Raw genomic sequence first — 24,228 nt, 5'->3', positions numbered from 1 at the left:
AATTCCTTCTTGATGATTTAATATTTGTGGTGCAGCAACGTCAATTACCACACCACGATATAAACTACTCTATAGGTGTAAATTTGGCAGGGAAGTTAATGTCAATAGCATCACCATCATTTAAATGAGTAATATATTCTTTTAAGCCAAATCCACCACCAATAATTACGTTTGCATCCATTCCTTCATTAATAAAGAAGTTCCCAGATCCACCGTTCGATGTGACTTTGTAACGTCCGGCTGGTATATCAGTACCAACAGTGAATTTGCCAGCACTCAATGATTTTGGAGCCTCTTTCTTTTGTTGCACTTTGCCCGTTAATAAAGCTAATTCTTTTTCTTTTGCTTTAATGTCATTGTTTAAATCTGTAATTTCACCTTTCTTGGAATCAACGGCGCTATTTAAATCGGTTAATTCCTTTTCAGCGTTTTCTTTATCATTTACAATTGCCATAGCTGCATCATAAGCTTCTTGATTATCTTTTACCTTGGTTTCTATTTCACTAAGTTCAGTTTCTTTAGCTTCTATATCTTCGTTAAGTTGATCAGCTTCTTCCTGACTTACTTCTGATGATGCTGTTTGAGTTTCTACTTTAGCTTCAGGAGTCATAGCTATACCAATTAAAAACAATATAAAACTAGCTCCAGCTAAATACAAGTTTCGTTTCATCTTCCCTGACTTTTTGCGATAATCTAAGAATGCTAAGACCAAGAAAATAGGTATACCCACAAAGCCAATCCAAAATAATACTATAGACATTTATAATTCCTCCTTAAATTAACTCATTGCACATACATACTTATTATCTTATGTAATATTTGGTAATTCAAGATAATATTTAGGTATCTTAATTTAAAAGAGGGTTTTTATTATATTTTACTATTTTGTTTTAACTGAACCCTGAATTTCAACCTCTACAGCATATTTAATTACATAAAAGTCATTTACGTGAGTATATTTCTTTTCACATACTTCCCTTGCTAAATCTTCACTGGCAGCTGGTATAAACTCCAACCAACTTTGAAAGTTGTTCCATGTTGATTTGTACAACGAAAAAGACCCCACTGGTAAGAGTGAGGGTCTTCGCTTCATCTTGTTATAATAAGAATCCAGTGTTTAAATTCGCACCTCGGTTGGAGCACCAACGAACACTTATGATACGGTTCACCGTAGCCTCTCTAACTGCGAATTTTGAAAAAAAGAACCTTCAATCCATTGATAAAAAATGTTGCTTAAACGTTTTCATTAAATACCTTTGTTTCTACATCCAAAGAATTAACTATAGACTAGCTCTTTTTTGCTTAGACCAAGCGTCTCTGCTGTTGAAGTATGAATTTCGTGCAGAAGCTCTGGATTTTCCATTAGTGACACGCCATAAGAAGGAATCATTTCTTTGATTTTTGGTTCCCACTCTTTCAAATGTTGCGGGAAGCATTTTTTAATTATCTCAAGCATAACGTGAACAGCAGTAGAAGCACCTGGAGAAGCACCTAGTAATGCTGCAATCGAGCCATCGGCTGCAGTAATAACTTCGGTACCAAATTGAAGCGTTCCTTTGCCGCCCTCAGCAGTATCTTTGATAACTTGTACACGTTGGCCAGCTGCTACTAAATCCCAATCCTCAAGCTTGGCGTTCGGGATAAACTCTCGTAACTCTTCCATGCGCTGTTCTTTCGATAACATAACTTGCTGGATCAGGTATTTTGTCAAAGACATCTCTTTTGCGCCTGCCGCCAACATAGTTAGGACATTATTCGGTTTTACGGAAGTTACTAAATCGAACATTGAACCTGTTTTTAAGAACTTTGGTGAGAAGCCGGCAAACGGTCCAAATAGTAACGATTTTTTATTGTCGATATATCTTGTATCAAGATGCGGAACAGACATTGGAGGAGCTCCAACCTTAGCTTTGCCGTATACTTTTGCATGATGCTGCGCTACAACTTCTGGATTATTACATACCATAAATATTCCGCTTACTGGAAATCCGCCAATATGTTTCCCTTCAGGAATACCAGATTTTTGTAGTAAATGCAGGCTTCCGCCCCCGCCTCCAATAAAGACGAATTTCGCAGTATGGCGTTCTACGCTACCGTTATCGACATTACGCACTTTTAATTCCCATGAGCCATCGCTAGTACGTTTAATATTATCGACACTCTGCTTGTATTTGATATCGACGTTTTTATTCTTTAAGTGGTCAAACATCATGCGTGTTAAAGCACCAAAGTTAACGTCTGTACCAGAGTCGATTTTTGTTGCCGCTATAGGTTCATTCGATGTACGGTCTTCCATAATAAGCGGAATCCATTCCATTAGTTTTTCTGGGTTATCGGAAAATTCCATACCTTTAAACAGAGGATTGTTTAAAAGCGCTTCAAAACGTCTCTTTAAAAAAGCTACATTTTTTTCCCCTTGTACCATACTCATATGAGGTAATGGCATGATAAAGTCTTGCGGATTATTAATCAGCTTACTGTTTACAAGATAAGTCCAAAACTGCATTGAAACTTGGAACTGTTCATTAATTTTAATAGCTTTGCTAATATCTATAGATCCGTCAGACTTTTCGGATGTATAGTTAAGCTCGCACAGTGCAGAATGACCCGTACCTGCATTATTCCATTCGTTAGAGCTTTCTTCTCCTGCGTTTGCGAGCTTCTCAAACACTTTGATTTCCCATTCCGGTGCTAACTCTTTCAGTAATGATCCCAAAGTCGCGCTCATGACTCCGCCACCAATTAAGATAACGTCTGTTTTTTTCTGTATGCTGCTCATCATAACCTTCCTTATCCCCTTTATTTGCAAAAACGATGTAGGCGCTCCTGCTTAGGTGTCACAAAAAGCCAGGCGTGACCTAGGAACACACCATTTCTGTCTCAATTATAACTATATCATAGTCTATTATAATTATTTATAGATTAAAATATCTAGAGGTTCAGGAGCGGCTAGGACATTCTGATATACAATTGACGATGAACATTTATACTCATGTAGCAGATACACTTAATGAGTAAACAGCAAAAAAATCTCAGAAGTACATTGAGTTATGATATGTGGTCAAATCTGATCAAAATGTGACCAAAAGTATTTTTCAGATATAAAAAAGACCCTTTCCACAAAAGTGAAAAGAGCCTTGAAACGTTGATTCAAGACAGGTGAAACGCCTATAAACAGGGATTTTACAGCAAAAAAAACCCTTAAAAAACTAGAAATAACACATTTCCTCTAACTTCAAAACCGCGTGAGAGGCGCGTGTCGTCTCTGGTGGGTTCGATTGGGGAGTATAAATCTTTTTGTGTAAATGGGGTTTTCACTTCGTTATATGTAAAGGCTTTATATGGAGTTGCGGGTATGATAGGCTCTGAGCCGGGTGATGCCTTTCTTTTAGAAGGTATCGCGCAATCGCCAGAAATCCTGCCCGCAGAGGCTCCATGTCAAGCCGGAACAACACTTCGGTCAGGCTGAAAGCTCAGCTTCCAATCTATCCCCATAATAAATGGCCAGTTGTGATATACATTCTTCCATCCTCTTACAGGGATCGTCCATTTCTTTGAGATTTCCATAGTAGCCAGATAAATAATCTTCCTGAGGGAATCATCCGTTGGATAGGCTGTCTTTGTCTTGGTGACTTTCCTGAGCTGACGGTGATAGCCTTCAATCGTATTTGTGGTATAAATGAGCCTTCTGATTTCGGCAGGGTAACTAAAATAGGCGGTCAATTCCAGCCAGTTTCTTTCTCATGATTTGATGATGATTGGGTGCTTTTTGACCCATTTCTCCTTGAAGTTGGAGAACTCCAGTTCAGCCTCTTCCAGAGTGAGGGCCTGATAGATTTTCTTCAAGTCTGTCATAATGGCTTTTTGTTCCTTATATGAAACATACTTCATAGAATTACGGATTTGGTGAATGATGCATAACTGGATATCGGTCTGCGGAAAGACTGTGCTGATAGCCTCAGAGAAGCCAGAAAGCCCGTCCTTACAGGCAATCAGGATATCCAGTATCCCTCTGTTTTTCAAATCATTACAGACTCCCAGCCAGAAACTCGCACTCTCATTTTCTCCAATCCAAATGCCCAAAATCTCTTTGTGGCCAGACAGATTGATTCCTAAAACACTGTAGGCAGCCTTGCTTACCATCCGATTTTCTTTCCGTACTTTGAAGTGGATGGCATCCAAAAAGACGATCGGATAGACCCGATCCAAGGGACGTGATTGCCATTCCACAATAAGGGGCATGATTTTATCGGTTACCTTACTGACCATGGAAGGCGAGACTTCTATTCCATAGAGATCCTGCATGTGGTCTTCAATGTCTCTGGTCGACATGCCTTTTGCATAAAGGCCTATAATTTGGTCTTCCAGTCCGTTCGATGTAGTTTCATACTTCTTGATAATCTGTGGTTCAAATTTGCCTTTTCTGTCTCTCGGCACTTTTAACTCTGTATTTCCAAACTTGGTTTTAACTTTTTTTTCGCTATATCCATTTCGGTTGTTTCCGGAATGGTCACCTTCGTTATCATGCTTCTTGTAGCCAAGGTGATCGTCAATCTCAGCTTCAAATACATGTTGAATGGTATTTTTGAACAGATCCTTCAACTTTTCCTGAATGTCTTCCACTGTCCGACAATCTTTCGCTAATTCTTTAGCCAACCAGTTTGTTTCGTTTTGCATAAATGATCATCTCCTTAATGGTAAGTTTAACCATTTACACAAAACTTCTTACATCCTCAAATTTTTTCGGTCTTTCTAACCTCTTATTATTTTTACTGTAACTTACTTTTAGGATCCATGGGGCGATCTCCAGCAATGTCCTCGTGATTATCCACTAAGTGGGTCATGCCACGAACTAAAGAATCATCTTCAAGGTTACTATATAAATGGTATCCTAAATCTTCACGGTCTGTTAACACTTCCTGTAGAATCTCCGCAGTTCCAAAGTCTTTTAATTCTGTTGCTCGCTCAATCGTTTTTCTTAACATTTGTTGAATTTTCAACTCATGTTCTAAATCGTTCCGAAGGAAATCCCGCATCGTATAGCGTCCTTCCACTTCATGCTTAATATAAGAAAGTTCATGCTGTGTAATAGGATGCGCTGTTGGGACACCACCTAAACGTGCTACACGCTCCCCTACCATATCGATATGTTCATTTGTTTTTTCTCTGTGTTCATTCAGAAGTTCGTGTAAACTTAAAAATGCCTCTGCCCCTTCTGTCAACCAGTGATGTTTATTATACTGATGAAGGGCAACATTTAATGCACATTGGTGATCATCAAGATGTAAAGCCATTTCTTCTCTTGTTTCATATGGCAGGCTTATACCTGCTCCAATCTTCTTTACTGTTCTCGGCTCCTGCCTAAGTATCATGTCATGATGGCTTGTGTGACCTGGCATCTTAGGATCAAATCCAGTTTTATCTAGATTGAACTTACCTTCAAAGTTGCTCATATTCTCATGTATTCCCATATTTTGTTCCACTTTTGATTCCATTCCTTTATTGTTTATTTTTCCTAACCAATTTGTATTATTTGCAGAAAGAAGAAATTCAATTCAAAAATGTTAATCAATGGAGTACAATGCACAGGATAGAAGTGCGTCCAGGTGAAAGACTGTTCCTCTTTAAAAGATCTAGAATGTTTATCAGGAAGGGGTTTTGTTTTTGTTCAGTGGATACTATGTCTATTAGTTCGTCTTTATCTAAACCGTCCAATTAAGTAACTATGTACTGATTTTTTCATACACGATGATGGTTCTGTAATTTTTATCGCTTGGAAAGGCTCAATGATTACCAAACAGCATACCATGCATGAGGTGGTGATTATATGGATAATGAAAATCAGTACTATCATGTGCCGGTTAATCCAATAAGTCAGGAACATGATATGCAGACAGAAATAACAGCAGAGGAACTTAACAGGCAACAAGCAGGACAGTATCCCGGGCAACAACCAGGGTATCAGCAAGGATACCGACAGGGTTATAGACAAGGCTATAGACAAGGGTATCGGGATGGTTATCGGGCAGGTTATCGGGATGGTTACCGAGCAGGGCAACAAGCGGGGAATTATCCTGGAGGTCAACCAAGGCTGCACCCTTCCTGGCCTAATGAAGTTGACATAAGGGTCGGTACACCAAGTGGCCAAGAATGGTCTGGCAAAATTATTTTAGATCTAAACGGCCCGAATCAGAAGCCATAAATATTCCGGCATTTTATCGTGAAAAAATCAGAAAGATCAATATCTTAGTTAAGGACACTAAAGTTAATGCACATTACAGCCTAATAATAAAGAAGAGCCCCAAGGGTTGATCCGGCCCAAGGGGTTTTCTGTACTATTCTATATCAATATATAATAAACCGCGAGCCGGAAAGATGGGGCCAGATCAGTGATTGCTCCGCAAGAGCGGCATCCGCCGGCCCTTTATTATTCTTCAAAATCTAATACTTCTGTCCATGTTTCAAACGGCTTTACATTGTTGCCCTTTAGTTTTACCACATCGATTAACTGAAGGTTGCCAAGGGCAGGTATTAATTGCATAAGGTTGCGCATGATCAGTGATTCACTCGTCAATTCTCCATATCCATGACCATCTTTATACAATTGATACATATAATAAGGGTCTCCACTGTCATCATATCGCTCGATGCGAAGAATACAGACCACCGCACCTTTAAATGGTTGCCTTGCTTCTAAAGCTGCCTCAAATGCCTGATTGGATGTGATTAACGATTTATCGGAATTTAGAGTTTCTATAAAACTCTCTATCCTCTGTAACTCTTCCTTTCCAAGCTTTAACGATGATTTGGATACATTTAATAATTCATAAAGCATATGGGTAGTGCGTATATAACCGTTTTTAACCTCGCCTAATACAACCAAATTGTAGTAACCTATGTATACGTGTCCTTTATCATAACTCGTCAGTTCAATACTGCCGTTTTCCCCTTCAACCTTTAGCCTTTTTCGACCTGCCGCGTTAGCCATAAATGCACCTCATTAAACTAATTATTATCATATTACTAAATGTCTTATCGTCCCTTTTAGCTATATAGTTTAGGTTGAATGAATCAGTGAAAGTTTCTTTTGCAATACTAATTATAATGAAAAATAAGATATAAAATTAATAAGAACAAAGGCTTTTATAGAAAGTCATTAATGTTTTCATTCAGCCATACGTACACTTTATCTCTAACTTCGCTATCGTTTTCTCCCGATTGCTCGGCTAAGTTGACTAATTCTTCGGGCATATTCTTGATAACAGTTTCGATTTGTTCGTCACTTGGCGGCATGCCCAGGGTATCAATAAAACAATCTTGAATTAATTCTCTCATCATTTACTCTCCTGTATAAATAAATTCTTTTGATTCAAAAAAATAACTCTCTAGTTCTTCCTCATTTACATTCAGCTTTACTTTCAGATCTTGAGATTGGAGGACAAACTCTTTGACTCCAATAAATTCAGAATGTGAAACGAGAAAGAATATTGCTCCTTTTTTGAAAAGATGTTTATAATCTTTTTTCAACCGATAAATCTTCATTACTTACCTCGATTGTCTACAGCATGATTATTTGTATATCATTTTACCACAGTTTATCCTTCAATTATTGCAAAGTATTATTGACACAAAGTTAATTATGATTTCTCCACAACATCAAACTTTTTTGGCCAAACATAAGGTTAACCACCATTATTTGGTATTCTGTCTCCTCCCATAAAAAATTAACAAACGGGAAATCTAACAAGGATATTAGGTGCGACTGGCTGTGAGGATTTTGTGCTCATTTATCCGGGCAATTCTCAGAAGGCGTACCCTAATTGGTAAAACATGATAAAGGAGCGGTAAATCGTGAAAGTAGTGGTAACGGGAGCAGCAGGTAAAATCGGGCGATGGACGGTCAGGACCATCCTGGAAGCCGGTCATGAGGTCACAGCATCGGATAGAAAATTGCGGGAGGAATCTCGCGCCCAAAATTTTATCCAGGCCGAATTGCGTGATTATGGCCAGGTCGTTCAGCTTTTAAAAGGAAGCGACGCAGTTGTCCACCTGGGGAATATCCCTACAGATGTACGGAATACATCCCAGGCAATATTTGAAAACAATATGATCGTTAATTTCAACATCCTTGAAGCCTGCAAAGATCTTCAAATCCCTAAGCTTGTATGGGCATCAAGTGAAACGGTTCTCGGCTATCCGTTCAAGCCGGAAGAACTTAGCTACCTGCCGGTGGACGAAGAACATCCGACAATCGTCAAATCTTCCTATGCTATGGCAAAACGGTTGACTGAAAACCTGTCACAAATGTTTAACAAGATGGCAAACACCCAAGTCGTTGCGCTGCGGTTTGCCAATATGTATGAGCCGGATGAATATGAAAAAATTCCGATCATGCATTGGAGTGAAGAAGGACAAAGAGACGCTCAAAAGAAAAATGCATGGGCCTATTGCGATGTCCGGGATGCAGCCAGAGCCTGTCTTCTTGCCATAGAAAAGGATGATTTGGGATTCGAAATTTTCCATATTACGGCCCCGGATACCATTTTTCCTGAGACCAGCAAGGAGCTGGTAGACAGATTTTTCCCGAATGTCACTTTAAAGACACCTATCGAAGGCCATCAGACTCTTATGTCATACGATAAGGCCAAACAGATTCTTGGTTATGAACCAAGACATACATGGCGTGATGTGCTGAATGATGACGGAAAAACGAAGGCACTGCCTGAGGACGAGCTTGCTTTATCAAATACAAACATATAATAAAAACAAAAAGCAATGGGGGATCAATTGTCCCCGATTGCTTTTTGAATATCATAATCATTGAGGTCTATATCCAAATCCATGTCGAGTGCCAGCTTTGCCAACTGGTTCCCGATATATGGTCCCATCGTCAACCCGGATGCCCCGAGCCCGTTTGCGACTATAATGTCATCCCAGCCGGGCAGAGAACCGATCACCGGCAAAGAACCAGGGGTGAAGGGTCGAAAACCGACTCTTGTTTCCAAAAAAGTGCTATCCGCTAAACCCGGAGCCATTTCCAAGCCTTTGTTGAGGAGTTCCTGCACTCCCCGCGCTGTTACCCGTACATCGTAACCGTCTATATCATCTTCGTTGGTTGAACCGATTAATACCCTCTGGTCGTTAAAAGCCAAAAGATATTTATCCGAAGGCGGGATGACCACCGGCCACTTGTGTGTGTCAGCTGCATCAGGAAGCTGCACCTGCACGATTTGTCCTTTTTGAAAGCTTACTTGGAAATTAACGCCTAAAGACTTCAATATTTGATTGGCCCAGGCACCCGCACAAACGATTACTTTGTCAGCCGAATGGGTTTCATCACCGACCGTTACACCTGTTACCCGGTTCGAATTAAATTGCAGTGCAGCATCCCCGGTTAAAAGGGTTGCCCCGTTTCTTTGTGCAGATCTCTTTAACGCATCACGCAGCGCACGGCCATCGACACGGGCGGCTCCGCCAATATGAACCGAATGATACCCTTCAGCGAGCGGCGGGAAGTGCTTTCGGGTTTCCTTTTCATCAAGCCGGGAAATATCACCGATTTCCGATGCGTCCGGTTTTCGTTTTTGTACACGTTCTTCTAGATTTTTCATTTTTTCCATGTCAGTGTGGATACTGAGAGCACCTACCTGAGCATAACCCGTATTTGTCTCCCCTTCGCTTTCAAGCTCTTTAATCAGTCCCGGGTAATAGCGTGCTCCTGCCTTTGCCAGCTGATACCAGGCCTGGTTGCGCCGCTGCGATATCCATGGGCAAATAATCCCTGCAGCTGCAGCTGTTGCCTGCCCTTTATCATTGCGATCTATAATCAGAACCTCAGCACCCATTTTCGCCAACTGATAGGCTGTCGATGCTCCGAGAATACCCGCCCCGACTACTATAACTTTTTTCATAAACCGAACCCTTTCCTAAATCACATTCTTTACATATTGCTATCCTATATTATAGCTAATCGTGCAGGAAATTATAAAGCAAGCGGAATGTGATCAGATGCAAGTTCGTGCTCAGTGTTACTAAAAATATAACGACAATCATTGAGGAAATGGAAAAGCACCAATTAAATAAGAAAATAAATAAGAATAGAAGCCATAAAATAAAAGACTTCTTACCGTTCAAATTATCTGTAAATAAAAAAGAGGTGTCTCTTTAAAGCCATGATCCTTGGCCTTTTAAGACTCCCTCTGCTAAGCATTATTCAACCTACAGTTTCGGTTTATCAAGATTCAAAGTTCTTACCCTGCCTGACTGTTTCTTCCCTGACATTTTCAGAGGTATTTAATGCCTTATTGGGGCGGAGGGTTATCTGAATTCCTGGCTGCTTATTCTCGTCTCGATTTACGAGTAAGAGAATTTTACCTTCTTTTATATTCTCTACGTATTCGTTTGCTTCTTTTTCAGATAAACCCAAGCCGATTAATGCTCCAATTAGGCGGCCGACACCTGCACCGGCTGTCGCTCCTCCAAGAGTGGAAAGGATAGGCCCGGCCGCAATAATTGGACCTATCCCCGGGATGGCAAAAGCACCGATGCCAGCGAGCAGTCCTACGGCAGCACCGATAAATCCACCAGCTGCCGCGCCCGTGACTCCGGCTTTTTCCATTTTCGTGTCTGTTTCCTCCGCGATATATTCATTTTCCTTTCTGTTCTTGCTAATCAGTGAAATGTCATCGGAAGTATAGCCCTGCTCTTTCAAATCATTAATGGAACGGATTACCTCATCCACATCGTTAAATACGCCAACTACTTTCTTCTCCATACCTGAATACCTCCACTCAGTTTAGGTTAAGGCGATGCATGTTTCCCGGTAATGGCAGAGTGCCGGTTACTTAAAGCTTTGTTTGAAATTCATATGCAACAAGATGACTAAATGGGAAACCTGTCAGTACCAGAATTCTGATAAATTCTCTACTGCCGGCTCCCCCCAAATGGTTATTCGTTTACTAAAGGAGGAATAAGTCCGTGTTTAGATCCATTTCAGATTATCGCCTTATGCTTCGCAAGACCAAACTGACTAGAAAAACGACAATGATTGCACCGATTAATGCCGGGATAATATAAAATCCGCCAATGACAGGTCCGAAAGATCCCAATAGTACTGAACCGAGCCAGGCCCCAACAAAACCAGCAACGATATTGCCAATGATTCCGCCCGGTACATCACGCCCAATGATCAAACCGCCAAGCCATCCAATAACCCCGCCAACAATCAACATCCAAAGAAATGCCATTTACTCTGCCCCTTTCCAGATTAATTTGTAAAGAATAAAATCGAAGAGGTAGTGCAGGATAGTTCCTTAAAGGATGTGCAGGAAAACAAATGGTTAAAAACCACCACCTTGCTTACAGTACAACCCTTTACATCCTATTCAACGTGGCATTCCTTTATTACAAATGATTTTTAAGAACACAGTTCAGATATTGGCACCGTAATGGAATCCAAAATAAAAAGCGGACACATCGAAATGCATCCACTTAGTTTCTTTCGAGTACTCTGATCCTAAAACTTAGCTCATCATTCTTCTTTTGACGAATGATCATATCCTGGTTTTTTGGCGGGTTTAATCCCTAATGAGATTTTGTATTGTCTTGCATGCTCTCGCTGGTTTCCAACGATGAATCCTGATCTTTGGAATCACTATTCGTTTTCGACGTGATGAATGATTGTACGCCATTCTTGATTTTATCAACCGTCTCCGGCTTTACATACGATTGGACACTGTTCTTTATTTTATCTACTGTTTCGGGTTTTATATAAGTTTGCACTCCGTCCTTTACCTTATCAACTGTCTCTGGCGAAACAAGGGTTTGAACCCTGGACTGGACTTTCCCAATCGTTTCCGGCTTTTTATAGGACTGTATTCCCTTCACCACTTTTTCACGTGATTCTTTATTTCGCATGAAGTATGCGGTTGCTCCCAGTGCAATTGTGCCGATCACTTTGCTTTTGGTATTCATACTTACTGCCTCCTTCAAATTAATCACGAACTTCACTTGACCAAATTTACTGAAGCGTACAAACAGTATGGTCCATCTCATTGTTCTTTATACTTTAAAAATAATCAGGATTCCAGTTAGTTACATGATGGCCAACCGGATGAGTTTTTCACTATCCATGCATTTTTTTATTATAGTAATGAACGTAGTATATTCCCCCTTCATCCACCATACGGGAATCTTCGATATCATATGGATCCGGATGACTCGCTTTTATCCATACATCTTGGCATGCGTCCTGTTTTTTCTTGTGTCTATAGTTCACTGCTCGCTCCTTAAGAGTATGAAATGTGGTTATGATTTTTTCTTTATGGCTGCCCTTAGTCAAAAATGTAATGCCGGCAATTCCGACTCCAAAGAATACATAAGGTGTCACGTTTTTAACTCTTGTCATCGTTACCATCTCCTCAATTAAGGTATGTGTGTTAGATACCCATCATTCAAAATGGCAAAACTAGGAATTTAGCCTAAATATTAACTATTAAATGGATATACATATCTCATATATATCGTAAATTGTAATCATTATTCCTCCCGTCATTTCCATAGATTTCAAGGGTATATCATAAACGGTTGATCTAGTTTTAATAACATCCTCTAATTCTTGTTCTCTAACAAAAGGCTGTCTAATATAATCTCTAATAAACGGGGAAGACTAGGGCTGAGTAGCAGTCAAGGTGATTAGTGATTGATAAGGACATTGGTGAAAATGATCTAAGTTGAAAAATATGTAATACGGATGTGAAACAGATGAATCTCATTTCCTTTGGAATAGAGCTGAACAAGAAACTAAAAAGAGACAGAGCAACAGGTTTGGCTTCAGAACAGGCCTATTATTATTTGCTCGCCCTCTTTCCTCTGTTGATTCTGTTACTTTCCATACTCCCATATTTGTCGATAGAACCATCGCGGGCACTGGAGATTCTCAATACCTTTCTTCCTTCAGAAACAGCGACTGTCATTCATGACAATATTTTGGAGATATTCAGCAAACAAAATGAAGGCTTGCTTACTTTTGGCATTGTCGGAACGATTTGGTCTGCCTCGAGTGGAATGGATGCCTTTATGCATTCTATGAATATTGCCTTTGATGTCGAGGAAACAAGGGGTTTCATAAAAACGAAATGCATTTCGATTCTGCTTACCTTTTGCTTGATTTTTGCTTTTCTTGTAGCATTGCTGCTCCCTGTGTTCGGCAATCTGATTTTTTCAGCGGTATACGAACTAGTATTTATTCCAGATGGAGTAGTTGTTTTTCTGCATGTAATAAGATGGCTTGTTTCCGTTGTCGTTATCGCAGTAGTTATCAGTATTCTGTACCGTTTTGCCCCTAATAGAGCTTACCGCTTAAAACAAGTGATTCCGGGAGCATTTGCCGCCACGGTTGTCTGGCTTATGATAACTGTGGGCTTTACCTTTTATGTTAATCATTATGCTCATTACTCTTCCACTTATGGAAGTTTAGGAGCGGTCATTGTCCTGATGCTTTGGCTGTACTTTACCGGGTTTGCTTTAGTTTTAGGCGGAGAAGTGAACTCCCTGTTTCATAGGAATAGCAGGATTTCGAAAAGAAAACCATTGTTTGTGAAAAAATAGACTTTTTATGGTCAAGATGTTCTACTGCTTTGAAGGATCCTCCCATGTGTCTTGGCATCAGCGTGTGGCTATATTCCTTCGCTCGGTCTAGTCATAAGGCAGAGAACTGGCTAAATCGAAAATAGTGGCATTGCCCACGCCGGGGAAGGTTTAAAGCCATTGGTATTATAAAGAAAGCGGAATAGCGCCCAGATGGCACAAGTTTTTTAGCCGAAAAATTGCGTCTACTTTGCAAACGTTATTTTCGATGGTGTAACTGAAGTTTCTGCATCCTTGAGAGTCCCATTTGTATTCCTAAATGAAAAGAAAAACCACTGATTAATCTCAGCGGTTCCTTGGTTATTACTCGTTATGTCCAGGAGTTCCATTCATTAAATCCTTGCCTGACCTGTTTTCATCCAAAGTAGTCCTGTCGTCCAATCCAGCCAGATCCGGTGCAGACTTCACTACTTTTTGTCCGCCTTTTATTTCAGGTGTGAAATCGGACTTCTTTTTATTCGGTGTTGACATAAGCGTCCCTCCTTTTTAACTTATGGGTTTATATTATCTGCGTATTATTTAGTTTATACGCAAAAAAATAACTTTAAATGACTATTACGCTCCTTCACTTCATTAAGCGTCACGCCACGGACTTGATAAGGCACAGATAGGCAGCGATATTTGACTAATAGTGTCGAAATGTTTTCCATATTTTTAATATATTATTGTTGCGAACGCACGTTCTAAGTGTTAATATACAAATATAAACAAAACACCTCGCCGTGTAACCGCACAGCAAGGTTAAATATTTTACATGTCGTAAGGCGGGTTGTATCATCGAGCCTAAAAGAAGGTTGTATCGGTGAGCCTAGCCAACACGTTACAATTTAGAGCTTCCATTCCAGCTTAAGATCGCAGGTTGTATCGGTGAGCCTGAATCAAAGGTTGTATCATCGAGCCTGGCCGGTATTATCAGGGACAAATGACGAAGCCACCCAGTATGCAACATCAACTTCATAGATACGCTTCACAGTATATATTAAGGCTTGTCCATTCGAAGATTCTGGACAAGCCTTTTCTTTATCCTCCAGTGCCAGCTTTAAATTCACTTTATACGATTGTATTGGCTTAATATTGAAGTATAGCATCGTATTTCCACATTTGCGGATTCTTTCTTAACCATGGTTCACTTTTATTATTCCGATGCGCAATATGTTAGATCAGCTGGAATGTGTCTTGCATTAAGACGAAAAAATAAAAAGAGACAGGAATAGGTTCCTGTCTCTGTTGCTTCTCAATCAATCATGAAAATTCGTGCCGTCCGTTGTCGCTTCGACAACCTCTGCCCGGATGACAAAATCACCGAAGTGCTCGCCTTCCTGGCGTTCTTTTGCGTAGCGCGGTAGAAGTACGCGCAGTTCGTTCAAAATTTCTTCTTCCCCGATGTTTTCACGGTACATTTTGTTTAGGCGGCTGCCGTCAAAGGCTGCGCCTAGGTACATATTGTATTTACCAGGCGCTTTACCGATAAAGCCAATCTCACCGAGTGCATGACGTGCACAGCCGTTCGGGCAGCCAGTCATGCGGATGGTGATTTCGTCATTTCGAAGGCCGCTTTCATCAACAATCGCCTCAATCTTATCCATCAACACCGGCAGATAGCGTTCTGCTTCGGCCATCGCCAGTCCGCATGTCGGAAGTGCGACGCATGACATGGAGCTGCGGCGGAGCGCAGAAACATTTTTGCCATCGGACAGGCCGTATTGTTCGATCAATTCGCTGATCTTTTTCTTTTTCTGGCTCGGTACATTGGAGATGATCAGGTTTTGGTTCGCTGTCAGGCGGAACTCACCAGAATGGATCTTGGCGATTTCGCGCAAAGCAGTCTTCAGCTTGAAGTCATCAAAGTCAGCAACGCGGCCTCCTTCGACAAACAGAGTGAAATGCCATTTGCCTTGAATGCCCTTCACCCAGCCATAACGGTCGCCATTGCTGTCAAAATGGAACGGCTTTGCCTCTTGCAGGCTCCAACCAAGGCGGTTTTCCAGTTCAGCTTTGACCACGTCCAAACCTAACCGGTCGACTGTGTACTTAAACCGCGCGTTTTTCCGTTCTGAACGGTTTCCGTAGTCTCGCTGGATGGTTATGACTTTTTCAGCCAGTTCAAGAATCTGATCCGGCGTACAGAAGCCGATTACTTTGGAAAGCTGCGGGTATGTTGATTTGTCGCCATGTGTCATCCCCATGCCGCCGCCGATTGCAACGTTAAAGCCGACAAGCCTGTCATTTTCCACTACAGCGATGAAGCCTAGGTCCTGTGAAAAGACATCAATGTCGTTCGATGGCGGTACGGCGATCCCGATCTTAAATTTACGCGGCAAGTATAGCGGTCCGTACATTGGTTCGATTTCTTCCACTTCCGGCGTCCCGGCTACTTTCTCCTCATCAAGCCAGATTTCGTGATATGCCCTTGTACGCGGCAATAAATAATCGCTCAACTGTTTCGACCATTCATATACTTCGGAATGAATTTCAGATTGATCAGGATTTGATGCGCACATAACGTTCCTGTTTACATCTCCGCACGCTGCAATCGTATCCAACATGGACGAATGGATTTCCTGGATCGTTTTTTTCATATTCCATTTTAAAATGCCATGCATTTGAAATGTTTCTCGTGTAGTCAGTTTTAAGGTTCCGTTGCCGTATTTTTCGGCCAGTTCGTCCATGACAAGCCATTGATCAGCTTTTGCTACACCGCCCGGCATACGGACGCGCAACATGAACTGATACGCAGGCTCAAGCTTTTGCTTTTGCCGCTCATTACGGAGATCCCGGTCATCCTGCAAGTAGCTACCGTGATGCTTCATCAGGCGATTGTCATCGTCTGGAATACCGGCGCTGATCGGTTCCAGCATCACTTCCTTCAGTGTGCCGCGTAGATAGTTACTTTCTTCTTTAATACGCTCAACGTCGCTGGGCGGGCCATCCGGCGCTTTTAAAATTGGGTTCGCCATGTTGAAAAACTCCTTTCAATCCAAAAATCAGTATACGTCGCGCTGGTAGCGTTTTTGCTGCTGCATTTCAGCGATATATTCTTCCGCTTTTTCACGGCTTAAGCCGCCTTCTTTTTCGATTATTTCAAGCAGTGTGTGATGGACGTCGTGCGCCATGTTTTTCTCATCGCCGCAAATGTATACTGCCGCCCCTTCTTGAAGCCACTCGAACAATTCCTTGCTGTGTTCAAGCATGCGGTGCTGCACATATACTTTTTCCTGCGTATCCCGGGAAAATGCAACATCCATTTTCGTCAGCACGCCATCTTTAATCCAATTCTGCCATTCTGTCTGGTAAAGGAAATCCGTTACGAAATGCTGGTCACCGAAGAAGAGCCATGATTTCCCTTCCGCTCCGGCTTCTTCACGTTCCTGCATAAACGAGCGGAACGGCGCAATCCCGGTTCCCGGACCGACCATAATGATCGGTGTATCCGGATTCTGCGGCAGCTTAAAGTTTTGGTTATTTTGAATATAAACCGGCAGCGTATCCCCCGGTTGCAGGCGTTCTGCACATAAAATCGAGCAAACACCATTTCGGTCGCGACCGTGTGTATTGTAGCGGACGGAGCCGATCGTCAAATGGACTTCATCCGGATTGGCGGATAAGCTGCTTGCAATGGAATAAAGGCGGCCCGGTATCTTCCGGAGAATAGAGATAAACTCTTGCACCGATACACCCCAAGGGCCGAAATCACGGACCAAATCAAGCAAATCGCGCCCATCAAGATAGGCTTTTAGTATTTCTTCATTGCCTGGTGATAACAGTTCCCGTAAATCCTCATTCGCTGAAAGCTGTGCCGCCTTCTCAATAAGCGGTTTTGTTAAAACGGTAATTTCAAAATGAGAGGTGAGCGCCTCTTTCAACGGACGAACGTCTCCCTGTTTATTGATCGTCACAATTTCTTCCGGATCCCATTTCATTTCCTCAAGAAGCATATCTACAAGAGCCGGATCATTTTCCGGATAAATGCCAAGGCTGTCACCCGGTTCAAAAGTAAGCCCTGATCCTTCAAGCGATAGCTCGAGGTGGCGTGTTTCCTTATTCGAGCCACGTCCGTTTAAATCTATATTTTCAAGCACTTCCGCTTTAAACGGATTTGTTCTGGAATACACCGATTCACCAGCTTGAGGTGCTGAGACCGAAGCTGGAGCTGCATTTCCACCCTGAGCTTCACCTAAGCCTCCAAGAACCCCTTCAAGCCATTCGGCCGCAGGCTCATCATAGTCCAGGTCGCAGTCAAAGCGCGGATAAAGCCGTGTGCCGCCGAGCTCTTCCAGCCGCTGATCGAATTCCTTTCCCGTCTGACAGAAAAACTCATATGAGCTATCTCCAAGCGACAAAACAGAAAAACGGAGATCATCGAGCTTTGGTGCCCGTCTGCCATGAAGAAATTCATGGAAAGACAGCGCGGTATCGGGCGGGTCTCCTTCTCCATGTGTGCTAACAATAATAAGAAGATTTTGGACTTTCTTCAAATTATTTGGCTTAAAATCACTCATCGACGAGACGTTTACTTGAAAGCCGCGCCCCTCAAGCGTCTTGCCTGCATTCTTCGCAAGCCCCTGGCAGTTGCCTGTCTGTGAGCCGTAAAGAATGGTCACTTCTTTTGAGATTGTTGGCCCGGCGCTTGCGACAGGAAGTTCCGCCACTGGCGCTTCCGGTGTTCCGATAACGGAAGCAGTCTGGCTTGCTGCCAGATAACCGCTCAGCCAGACTTTTTGTGATTCTGTCAAAGATGGCAGAAGGCGGTTTAGGAGCTCTGCCTGCTCCTGATTAAACGGACTGTTCATTACCTGAAGTTGCAACGATATCCACCTCACAAAGGACTATAAACTTTACATTCATTAATTATGTTATATCTCTATTATTCTTATAAATCAAGTCGGTTTTAAAGATATAAGCGATTAAAAAAGTTTCTATAAGAACTTTACCTGAAGACTAAGCATTAGTAAAATATATATAAATGATTACAGCTATTAAGATTTCTAATAATAAGGCGGGATTCTTTTGTACTATGATGCGTTAAAAACATTTGTGACCTTGGCAGAAGTGAAAAACTTTACAAAAACAGCCGAAATTCTGCTCATGTCCCAACCGAGTGTAAGTTTGCATATTAAAAATTTAGAAAAAGAATTCCAAACTAAATTATTTGTACGTTCTCCCAAAATCTTAAAAATCACCCCCACCGGTGAGATTTTATACGATCGTGCAAAACAAATGATCACGATTTACGAACAGACTAGACAAGACATTCTCGAGCATCATAACTCCATAAAAGGAGAATTAAAGATAGGCGCCAGTTTTACAATCGGCGAGTATATCTTGCCTTCTTTACTTTACGACCTTCAGAAAGATTATCCTGAACTTGAGCTTCAAGTTGTGATTGGAAATACAGAAGAAATCGTTCAAGCCGTCCGGTTGTATCAAGTCGATATCGGCTTAATTGAAGGTCAAACAAATGAAAAGGAGCTTTCCGTCCACGCTTTTATGGAAGATGAGTTATTTATTGTTTCCGCGAACAATCATGAACTTGCTTGTAAAGATGAAGTTACGATTGCTGACCTTACGAATCAGGCATGGGTAACCAGAGAAGTTGGATCAGGTACCCGTGAATATCTTAACCACGTCATTCGTTCAAATGGTTTGAAAGTGAAATCATTTCTTACCATAAGCAGCAATCAAGGAATTAAAGAAACCATTATAAATGGTATGGGGCTATCTCTCCTTTCGCGCAGTGTCATTGAAAGAGACATACAACATGGGAATCTCTCTATAATTCCGTTGAAAAATCAGTCTTTTAACAGAACGCTTTCCTATGTATATTCGCCGATTATGCAAGATAAAAAGAACGTGAAGACTTTTATTAGTGCATTGAACAGAAAATGGCCTGACAGAGTAACAAATAATAAATAATTTTCTCCTTTATAAATCCTATGGTAAGCATCGTTCTTACCAAAAAAGACGAGAATTATTTAACTCCGGCCGGGATCATAGAAACGGCCTCTTTCCATCGATTCTAATTAGTAAAAACGAACTTGTAGTTAACAAATTATACATGTATGCAGGATCAATTCCCTAAGTAAAAACTACTAGATAATGATTGATTTTTTGAATAATTATCATTATTTTAAGACGGTGTTTATATTTTATAGTATAATTAGCTGGTTATTATTTATATATCATGGAGGTTTTAGAACAATGAAAGCAAGATTAAAAAACGAAGCAGGTGTAGTAAAAGAAGTAAAAGTAGGGTTCAGTTGGACCACTTTTTTCTTCGGTTTTTTTCCAGCTCTTATTAGAGGAGATTTAAAGTGGGCTGCCATTATGTTTATTACTGCAGCTGTAATCGGAGCTCTTACTTTAGGATTCGGAGCATGGATCCCAGGAATTATTTTTTCTTTTGTCTATAATAAAATTTTTATTAAAGATTTGCTAGAAAAAGGATATAGACCTGCAGATGAACAGACACAAGCTGAACTGTCAACCAAAGGAATTGTTTCAGAAATGCCAAAAGCGGTATAATGTAGCAAGAAAAAAATACTATACTTAAAAGCAGAGCCGATCATCAAGGATGACCGGCTCTAGTTTTGTAAATGATTTCCAATGGAACATCATGAAATTACGCTTTAACTTTTTTTGTAACAAGTTCAAAGTGAATAATTCCATAATATTCTAAATATCCGATTATTCAAGATAAAAAGAACGTGAAGACATCTATAAGTGCACTGAGTAGAGAGTGGCGTGACAGTTAGAATTCAAACCAAATTTAGGCTTGTTTTTATTTATTGTCTCCAATTCCCTATATTAGTCATTTAACAAGAATTATTACAATCAAAAAGAGAGCGGAAATCCTTGTACATATAGAATCTCCGCTCTTTCTGTATGAATAATCGAAACCGGGCTCAAAGCTATGATCTCTACCATGTTACCGTAGCTGTGAATACTCATAACTACCTTTATGTCTTTTGACTCAGACTCCATACACGTAAAAAACAAACCCTCAATAAACATTTTAAATGAGTTTTTTCTAGCACTTGTTTTTCTACCTTGCAGGTATTTCCTTATATCCCTCACGCAACTGATACTTCAATACTTTCCCAGATGCGTTTCTGGGTAGTTGGTCTTGTTCATGGAAGACTCTCGGAATTTTGTAGCCGGCCAGTTCTTGCCGGCAAAATTGTTGTAATTCTTCTAGATTTACCTGTTTCCCTGGTTTCGGTACGATGACAGCTGCTACTGTCTCTCCCCAAACCTCATGGGGAATTCCGATGACGGCTACTTCTAAAATATCCGGATGTTTATAAAGGACCTGTTCGACTTCGGTTGAGTAAACATTCTCCCCGCCAGAAATGATCATATCTTTTTTCCGGTCCACGAGCGTAATAAATCTGTCCTCATCGATCGTGGCCAAGTCACCTGTGTAAAGCCAACCGTCTTTAAGGGCTTTTTTCGTTTCTTCAGGTTTTTTATAATATTCCTTCATGATGGTTTCACCACGAACAATAAACTCGCCAACCTCCCCTGGCTGCACGTCATCTCCATTTTCGTTTACTACTCTTGCATCCGTTAAATGGGAAGCCCTGCCGCTGGCTCCCAGCTTCGATTTATGATCTTCCGGCATTAAGAAGACCCCTCCAGGACCGCCTTCCGTCAGTCCGCACATATTATAAAATTGATCGGTCCCAAACAGATCCATTGCTTGCGTTAACAAGGCAACAGGCATAGGGGCTGCTCCGTATCCGCATCGCTTCACACTCGATAAATTATACTGATTCTTATTAGGAACCTGAAGCAAAAAGTTATACATCGTCGGAACAGCAAAAAACAGGCTTATCTTATAGTGGTTAATATCTTTTAAGGTTTGTACAGGGTTAAACTCTTGATGCACCACTTGTGTACAACCGAGTAAAGTACCCGAGACCATAAATAAATTTAGTTGGGCTGAATGAAATAATGGAGCGATATGCAGCAATTGATCTTCATGGCCCATCTTCATTGTCATAATCGTACCGATAGCTACGTGGAGAATACGATGATGATCAAGAACTACTCCTTTAGGTAAGCCCGTTGTACCGGATGTATAAAGGATTTCAGCATCATCCGATTCTGAGACACCGATATCGGGGTTTTCTGATATTGAACTACGAAACTCAGATAATAGTAATTGATGGTCTTTTTTATCCGAACCAATCATGATTTGCAATCGAAGCTTTTCGTTTCCTTCAGATGCTTTATAAATCGTCTCTGAAAGATCGTCATCAGCAAATACAATCGTAGTATCAGAATCATTTAAAATATAACTTACTTCATGAGCCGTTAACCGAAAGTTAATTGGGACCGCAACCCCCCCAGCTTTCAAGATCCCATAATAAACATAAGGGAATTGGTTAGAATTTTTCATCATGATGGCAATCTTGTCACCTTTTTTCACTCCATAGTTAATTAAGGCATTTGCAATCCAATTCGTTTCCTCATTGAACTCTGCATATGTATGCACCCTTTCGTTAAAAATAATTGCTGGTTTTTCCCCATTATTTCGTGCGTTTCGTTCTAATCCTTCAAACAAATTCACAACTTTTCCCTCCCTTTCTTTCGATATTATTTTTTAGGATTAATTTATTATAATTTTGTAAGCGTTCTCAAAATAACTCTATAAAAAAAGAATCTGTTTAGAAACTAGCAGGCAGTTAACTAACGAGCGATTGCTTCTTCCATTACAGATTCTCTTGATACGGTTTGAATTATTATATTTTGAGTCGTCGTAGTTATTCTTAAAGTATTTAAAGCATTCAATTAAATATTTTATTGGCTTGTAAAATAAATAGAATGTCTCTAAAGGATGTACCAATAATATGTAACTTGTCCTTTTGCTATCCATTAATCTAAACTACTGATTAGGTATGATAATAATATTATACGAATAGGATTCTGAATATTCAATATTTTTTGATAAATATTTCACTTCTCCCATATTTCTATCCATCTGCCATCCGGATCTGAAATCCAAATAAATGTACCGTATTGACTATTTTCAGGCTCCTTAACAAGCGGGACTCCCATCTTTTGCAGATGAGCTAAACAATCCTCCATATTTTCCACCTGGAAGTTAAGCATTACTGCCTGTTCTTTTGGAAAATAGCTGCTATCCTCTGTAAAGAATGAAAAGATAGTTTCATTGTCCTGTTGAGGCTTGATGACGGTACCATTCCAACCAGCCTCCATCGATATTCCTAAAACCTCTACATACCACTTTTTTAAAGCTTCAATATTTTTTGTTCTCCAGAATACGCCTCCAAAACCCTTGATCTTCATCTTGTCCACCTCCCGACACTAATTCTAATATTCCAGTGAAAAACAGCACCATCTAGATGATTTAATGACAGTCCCAGTTGTAGAGAACATTAGAGAAATCCAATTTTAACAGGTCCTCTTCCTTAATGAAAAAGTTCGCCACCCCCGCATGATATTCAAATCGTCGTCCGTATCAATTTGCAGAAGGGTGATCGTATGGTTTCTATACTTTTTTTCGTCTTCCCTTGGGTCAACCTGGGTAAAAAAAGCATACCCACCCATTTTATGGCCTTCATTTGATAGCTCATCAGCATATAATTCCCAAAGAGTGATTTCTCCGTCTTCCCCTTCACCGATAACTTGCTCTAGGTCAATATCAACATATACAAAGCGATAGTCAGCGACCGATACAGTTTCATAATCAAGCTCAAAGGATAATGCCGTTTCTTCTAATGGAAAATAATTTTCATCAAAATCGTCCATATAGGAAAAATCGGTAACTAACATATCATCAGTAAGAATTTCCGGATGATAAATGATTCTGTAATCCTTTTGTTTTGTCGGATGATCATAATCAAGACCATAACCATCATCATCTATGGATATGTAAAATTGCAAAATACCTTTTGGAGGGAAACTCTGCAATGTTGGCACCTGTTCGAAGTTGATTTGTGCTAAAAGTTTCATTGCCTTGCCAGATTCATCTTTTGGATGGTCCATTGTTTTAGGCAAATAAGGCGCACCGCCGAACTTGCTTTGTGATAAAGATGTATCTTCTTTGTTTCCTGTTATCTTGATGAAAGGTTTGACGTGTTTTTCAATCTCATTCCGATACGGTTCTAATTCTTTAGGCAATGCGCTCTTCCTGTTTTGCTCCATGGGAACCTCCCTATTATTAGGTTAAGCGATTCTATAACTCACGCTAGACAAAATAATCAATATGCATTAACTAGATTCTCTACACAATTACTTTTTTCCTTCACTAATTATTCGGCTATTTATAAAAAAACATTATCAATGAATGTTTACGATTCCAACAATTCATCCTGTGAATTTCATTGAATCTTTAAATAAAATCCCTTATTGTATATTCACAATCTTTATCCGTCTTCCTTTATTTTTTGACAAAATATATAGTTTCCCTTCTTCAACCTGTCATTTGGTAACATCCTATAGAGCCTCAGATCTTATCAAAACTAAAGCCCAGGGATTCCCCTGGGCTTTAGTTTTCGTCACTTATTTTCAGAACAACCTTCCGAATGGTTCAGAACTTCCGAATAGATTCGAAAA

General features: G+C 40.5%; 21 protein-coding genes and 2 pseudogenes. 5 read left to right on the top strand and 18 right to left on the bottom strand.

All coding sequences use genetic code 11. From position 1 onward, the window contains the following. Nucleotides 1–64 precede the first annotated feature (64 nt). From D0463_RS05130 to D0463_RS05115, 4 genes and pseudogenes are all read right to left on the bottom strand, one after another. Nucleotides 65–760: a hypothetical protein gene (locus D0463_RS05130; RefSeq protein ID WP_117305826.1), complete on the bottom strand. Its 696-nt coding sequence runs from the start codon at nucleotides 758–760 to the stop codon at nucleotides 65–67. Between the two features lie 516 nt (nucleotides 761–1,276). Beyond that, the gene (locus D0463_RS05125; protein WP_117305823.1) at nucleotides 1,277–2,779 is read right to left on the bottom strand and encodes a malate:quinone oxidoreductase; all 1,503 of its coding nucleotides are present in this window, start codon (nucleotides 2,777–2,779) and stop codon (nucleotides 1,277–1,279) included. Nucleotides 2,780–3,460: 681 nt separating this feature from the next. Continuing rightward, nucleotides 3,461–4,677 (bottom strand): annotated as a pseudogene (locus D0463_RS05120) (IS256 family transposase). A 92-nt stretch (nucleotides 4,678–4,769) separates the two neighbouring features. Next, nucleotides 4,770–5,483, bottom strand: coding sequence for a ferritin-like domain-containing protein (locus D0463_RS05115; RefSeq protein WP_254052714.1), 714 nt, complete (start codon nucleotides 5,481–5,483; stop codon nucleotides 4,770–4,772). Between the two features lie 344 nt (nucleotides 5,484–5,827). Between D0463_RS05115 and D0463_RS05110 the strand changes: the two genes are divergently transcribed. Next, nucleotides 5,828–6,202 carry a FliH/SctL family protein gene (locus tag D0463_RS05110; RefSeq protein WP_117305819.1) on the top strand — a complete coding sequence of 125 codons (375 nt, stop codon included), beginning with the start codon at nucleotides 5,828–5,830 and terminating at the stop codon, nucleotides 6,200–6,202. Between the two features lie 225 nt (nucleotides 6,203–6,427). Here D0463_RS05110 and D0463_RS05105 read toward each other — a convergent pair whose 3' ends face one another. The 3 genes from D0463_RS05105 to D0463_RS05095 form a co-directional block, all read right to left on the bottom strand. Beyond that, entirely contained in the window at nucleotides 6,428–6,988 is a 561-nt protein-coding gene (locus D0463_RS05105; RefSeq protein WP_117305817.1) for a hypothetical protein, read from the bottom strand. A 155-nt stretch (nucleotides 6,989–7,143) separates the two neighbouring features. Further along, nucleotides 7,144–7,335: a hypothetical protein gene (locus tag D0463_RS05100; protein ID WP_117305815.1), complete on the bottom strand. Its 192-nt coding sequence runs from the start codon at nucleotides 7,333–7,335 to the stop codon at nucleotides 7,144–7,146. A gap of 3 nt (nucleotides 7,336–7,338) precedes the next feature. After that, on the bottom strand, nucleotides 7,339–7,542 hold the full coding sequence (locus tag D0463_RS05095; protein ID WP_117305813.1) for a hypothetical protein: 204 nt from the start codon (nucleotides 7,540–7,542) through the stop codon (nucleotides 7,339–7,341). Nucleotides 7,543–7,851: 309 nt separating this feature from the next. On the opposite strand from D0463_RS05095, the gene D0463_RS05090 reads away from it, so the two are divergent. Then, a complete protein-coding gene (locus tag D0463_RS05090) occupies nucleotides 7,852–8,760 on the top strand; it encodes an NAD-dependent epimerase/dehydratase family protein (RefSeq protein WP_117305811.1) in 909 nt (302 codons plus the stop codon). A gap of 23 nt (nucleotides 8,761–8,783) precedes the next feature. Here D0463_RS05090 and D0463_RS05085 read toward each other — a convergent pair whose 3' ends face one another. From D0463_RS05085 to D0463_RS05065, 5 genes are all read right to left on the bottom strand, one after another. Beyond that, a complete protein-coding gene (locus tag D0463_RS05085; protein ID WP_117305809.1) occupies nucleotides 8,784–9,911 on the bottom strand; it encodes an NAD(P)/FAD-dependent oxidoreductase in 1,128 nt (375 codons plus the stop codon). Nucleotides 9,912–10,234: 323 nt separating this feature from the next. Beyond that, nucleotides 10,235–10,774, bottom strand: a complete 540-nt coding sequence (locus D0463_RS05080; protein ID WP_117305806.1) for a general stress protein — start codon at nucleotides 10,772–10,774, stop codon at nucleotides 10,235–10,237. Nucleotides 10,775–10,997: 223 nt separating this feature from the next. Continuing rightward, the gene (locus D0463_RS05075; RefSeq protein WP_117305804.1) at nucleotides 10,998–11,246 is read right to left on the bottom strand and encodes a GlsB/YeaQ/YmgE family stress response membrane protein; all 249 of its coding nucleotides are present in this window, start codon (nucleotides 11,244–11,246) and stop codon (nucleotides 10,998–11,000) included. Nucleotides 11,247–11,583: 337 nt separating this feature from the next. Continuing rightward, a complete protein-coding gene (locus D0463_RS05070; protein ID WP_117305802.1) occupies nucleotides 11,584–11,973 on the bottom strand; it encodes a hypothetical protein in 390 nt (129 codons plus the stop codon). Between the two features lie 151 nt (nucleotides 11,974–12,124). Next, nucleotides 12,125–12,406, bottom strand: coding sequence for a hypothetical protein (locus tag D0463_RS05065; protein WP_117305799.1), 282 nt, complete (start codon nucleotides 12,404–12,406; stop codon nucleotides 12,125–12,127). Between the two features lie 356 nt (nucleotides 12,407–12,762). Here D0463_RS05065 and D0463_RS05060 point away from each other — a divergent pair, with 356 nt between their 5' ends. After that, complete coding sequence (locus D0463_RS05060; protein WP_117305798.1) at nucleotides 12,763–13,608, top strand: YihY/virulence factor BrkB family protein; 846 nt, start codon at nucleotides 12,763–12,765, stop codon at nucleotides 13,606–13,608. A gap of 342 nt (nucleotides 13,609–13,950) precedes the next feature. Here D0463_RS05060 and D0463_RS19305 read toward each other — a convergent pair whose 3' ends face one another. From D0463_RS19305 to D0463_RS05045, 3 genes are all read right to left on the bottom strand, one after another. Next, a complete protein-coding gene (locus D0463_RS19305) occupies nucleotides 13,951–14,118 on the bottom strand; it encodes a hypothetical protein (RefSeq protein WP_160118366.1) in 168 nt (55 codons plus the stop codon). A gap of 767 nt (nucleotides 14,119–14,885) precedes the next feature. Then, nucleotides 14,886–16,604: an assimilatory sulfite reductase (NADPH) hemoprotein subunit gene (gene cysI, locus D0463_RS05050; RefSeq protein ID WP_117305794.1), complete on the bottom strand. Its 1,719-nt coding sequence runs from the start codon at nucleotides 16,602–16,604 to the stop codon at nucleotides 14,886–14,888. A gap of 27 nt (nucleotides 16,605–16,631) precedes the next feature. After that, nucleotides 16,632–18,452 carry an assimilatory sulfite reductase (NADPH) flavoprotein subunit gene (locus tag D0463_RS05045; protein WP_117305792.1) on the bottom strand — a complete coding sequence of 607 codons (1,821 nt, stop codon included), beginning with the start codon at nucleotides 18,450–18,452 and terminating at the stop codon, nucleotides 16,632–16,634. Between the two features lie 202 nt (nucleotides 18,453–18,654). Between D0463_RS05045 and D0463_RS05040 the strand changes: the two genes are divergently transcribed. Both D0463_RS05040 and D0463_RS05035 read left to right on the top strand, forming a co-directional pair. After that, nucleotides 18,655–19,560: a LysR family transcriptional regulator gene (locus tag D0463_RS05040; protein WP_117305790.1), complete on the top strand. Its 906-nt coding sequence runs from the start codon at nucleotides 18,655–18,657 to the stop codon at nucleotides 19,558–19,560. Nucleotides 19,561–19,845: 285 nt separating this feature from the next. Continuing rightward, complete coding sequence (locus D0463_RS05035; protein ID WP_117305788.1) at nucleotides 19,846–20,169, top strand: DUF2628 domain-containing protein; 324 nt, start codon at nucleotides 19,846–19,848, stop codon at nucleotides 20,167–20,169. Between the two features lie 520 nt (nucleotides 20,170–20,689). Here D0463_RS05035 and D0463_RS05030 read toward each other — a convergent pair. The 3 genes and pseudogenes from D0463_RS05030 to D0463_RS05020 all read right to left on the bottom strand — a co-directional run bounded on the left by D0463_RS05030 (nucleotide 20,690) and on the right by D0463_RS05020 (nucleotide 23,817). Further along, complete coding sequence (locus D0463_RS05030; protein WP_117305786.1) at nucleotides 20,690–22,219, bottom strand: class I adenylate-forming enzyme family protein; 1,530 nt, start codon at nucleotides 22,217–22,219, stop codon at nucleotides 20,690–20,692. A 386-nt stretch (nucleotides 22,220–22,605) separates the two neighbouring features. Next, nucleotides 22,606–22,959 (bottom strand): VOC family protein, encoded by a 354-nt coding sequence (locus D0463_RS05025; protein ID WP_117305784.1) that lies wholly within the window; start codon nucleotides 22,957–22,959, stop codon nucleotides 22,606–22,608. Nucleotides 22,960–23,020: 61 nt separating this feature from the next. Continuing rightward, nucleotides 23,021–23,817, bottom strand: a pseudogene (locus D0463_RS05020) (YwqG family protein). Nucleotides 23,818–24,228: the final 411 nt, after the last annotated feature.

Origin of the sequence: Bacillus sp. V59.32b (assembly GCF_003429085.1) — a bacterium.
Taxonomy (GTDB): Bacteria; Bacillota; Bacilli; order Bacillales; family DSM-1321; genus Peribacillus.
Note: the sequence above shows the minus strand (reverse complement) of the source record. Positions and strands in the feature narration are given on the sequence as shown.

What these genes read in the sequence shown, in the direction of transcription:
- D0463_RS05065 (WP_117305799.1), bottom strand. Translation starts at nt 12,406, where the DNA reads ATGACAAGAGTTAAAAACGTGACACCTTATGTATTCTTTGGAGTCGGA.
- D0463_RS05025 (WP_117305784.1), bottom strand. Translation starts at nt 22,959, where the DNA reads ATGAAGATCAAGGGTTTTGGAGGCGTATTCTGGAGAACAAAAAATATT.
- cysI (WP_117305794.1), bottom strand. Translation starts at nt 16,604, where the DNA reads ATGGCGAACCCAATTTTAAAAGCGCCGGATGGCCCGCCCAGCGACGTT.
- D0463_RS05075 (WP_117305804.1), bottom strand. Translation starts at nt 11,246, where the DNA reads ATGGCATTTCTTTGGATGTTGATTGTTGGCGGGGTTATTGGATGGCTT.
- D0463_RS05100 (WP_117305815.1), bottom strand. Translation starts at nt 7,335, where the DNA reads ATGAGAGAATTAATTCAAGATTGTTTTATTGATACCCTGGGCATGCCG.
- D0463_RS05035 (WP_117305788.1), top strand. Translation starts at nt 19,846, where the DNA reads ATGAAAGCAAGATTAAAAAACGAAGCAGGTGTAGTAAAAGAAGTAAAA.
- D0463_RS05110 (WP_117305819.1), top strand. Translation starts at nt 5,828, where the DNA reads ATGGATAATGAAAATCAGTACTATCATGTGCCGGTTAATCCAATAAGT.
- D0463_RS05085 (WP_117305809.1), bottom strand. Translation starts at nt 9,911, where the DNA reads ATGAAAAAAGTTATAGTAGTCGGGGCGGGTATTCTCGGAGCATCGACA.
- D0463_RS19305 (WP_160118366.1), bottom strand. Translation starts at nt 14,118, where the DNA reads ATGTCAACACCGAATAAAAAGAAGTCCGATTTCACACCTGAAATAAAA.
- D0463_RS05125 (WP_117305823.1), bottom strand. Translation starts at nt 2,779, where the DNA reads ATGAGCAGCATACAGAAAAAAACAGACGTTATCTTAATTGGTGGCGGA.
- D0463_RS05130 (WP_117305826.1), bottom strand. Translation starts at nt 760, where the DNA reads ATGTCTATAGTATTATTTTGGATTGGCTTTGTGGGTATACCTATTTTC.
- D0463_RS05105 (WP_117305817.1), bottom strand. Translation starts at nt 6,988, where the DNA reads ATGGCTAACGCGGCAGGTCGAAAAAGGCTAAAGGTTGAAGGGGAAAAC.
- D0463_RS05080 (WP_117305806.1), bottom strand. Translation starts at nt 10,774, where the DNA reads ATGGAGAAGAAAGTAGTTGGCGTATTTAACGATGTGGATGAGGTAATC.
- D0463_RS05060 (WP_117305798.1), top strand. Translation starts at nt 12,763, where the DNA reads ATGAATCTCATTTCCTTTGGAATAGAGCTGAACAAGAAACTAAAAAGA.
- D0463_RS05070 (WP_117305802.1), bottom strand. Translation starts at nt 11,973, where the DNA reads ATGAATACCAAAAGCAAAGTGATCGGCACAATTGCACTGGGAGCAACC.
- D0463_RS05095 (WP_117305813.1), bottom strand. Translation starts at nt 7,542, where the DNA reads ATGAAGATTTATCGGTTGAAAAAAGATTATAAACATCTTTTCAAAAAA.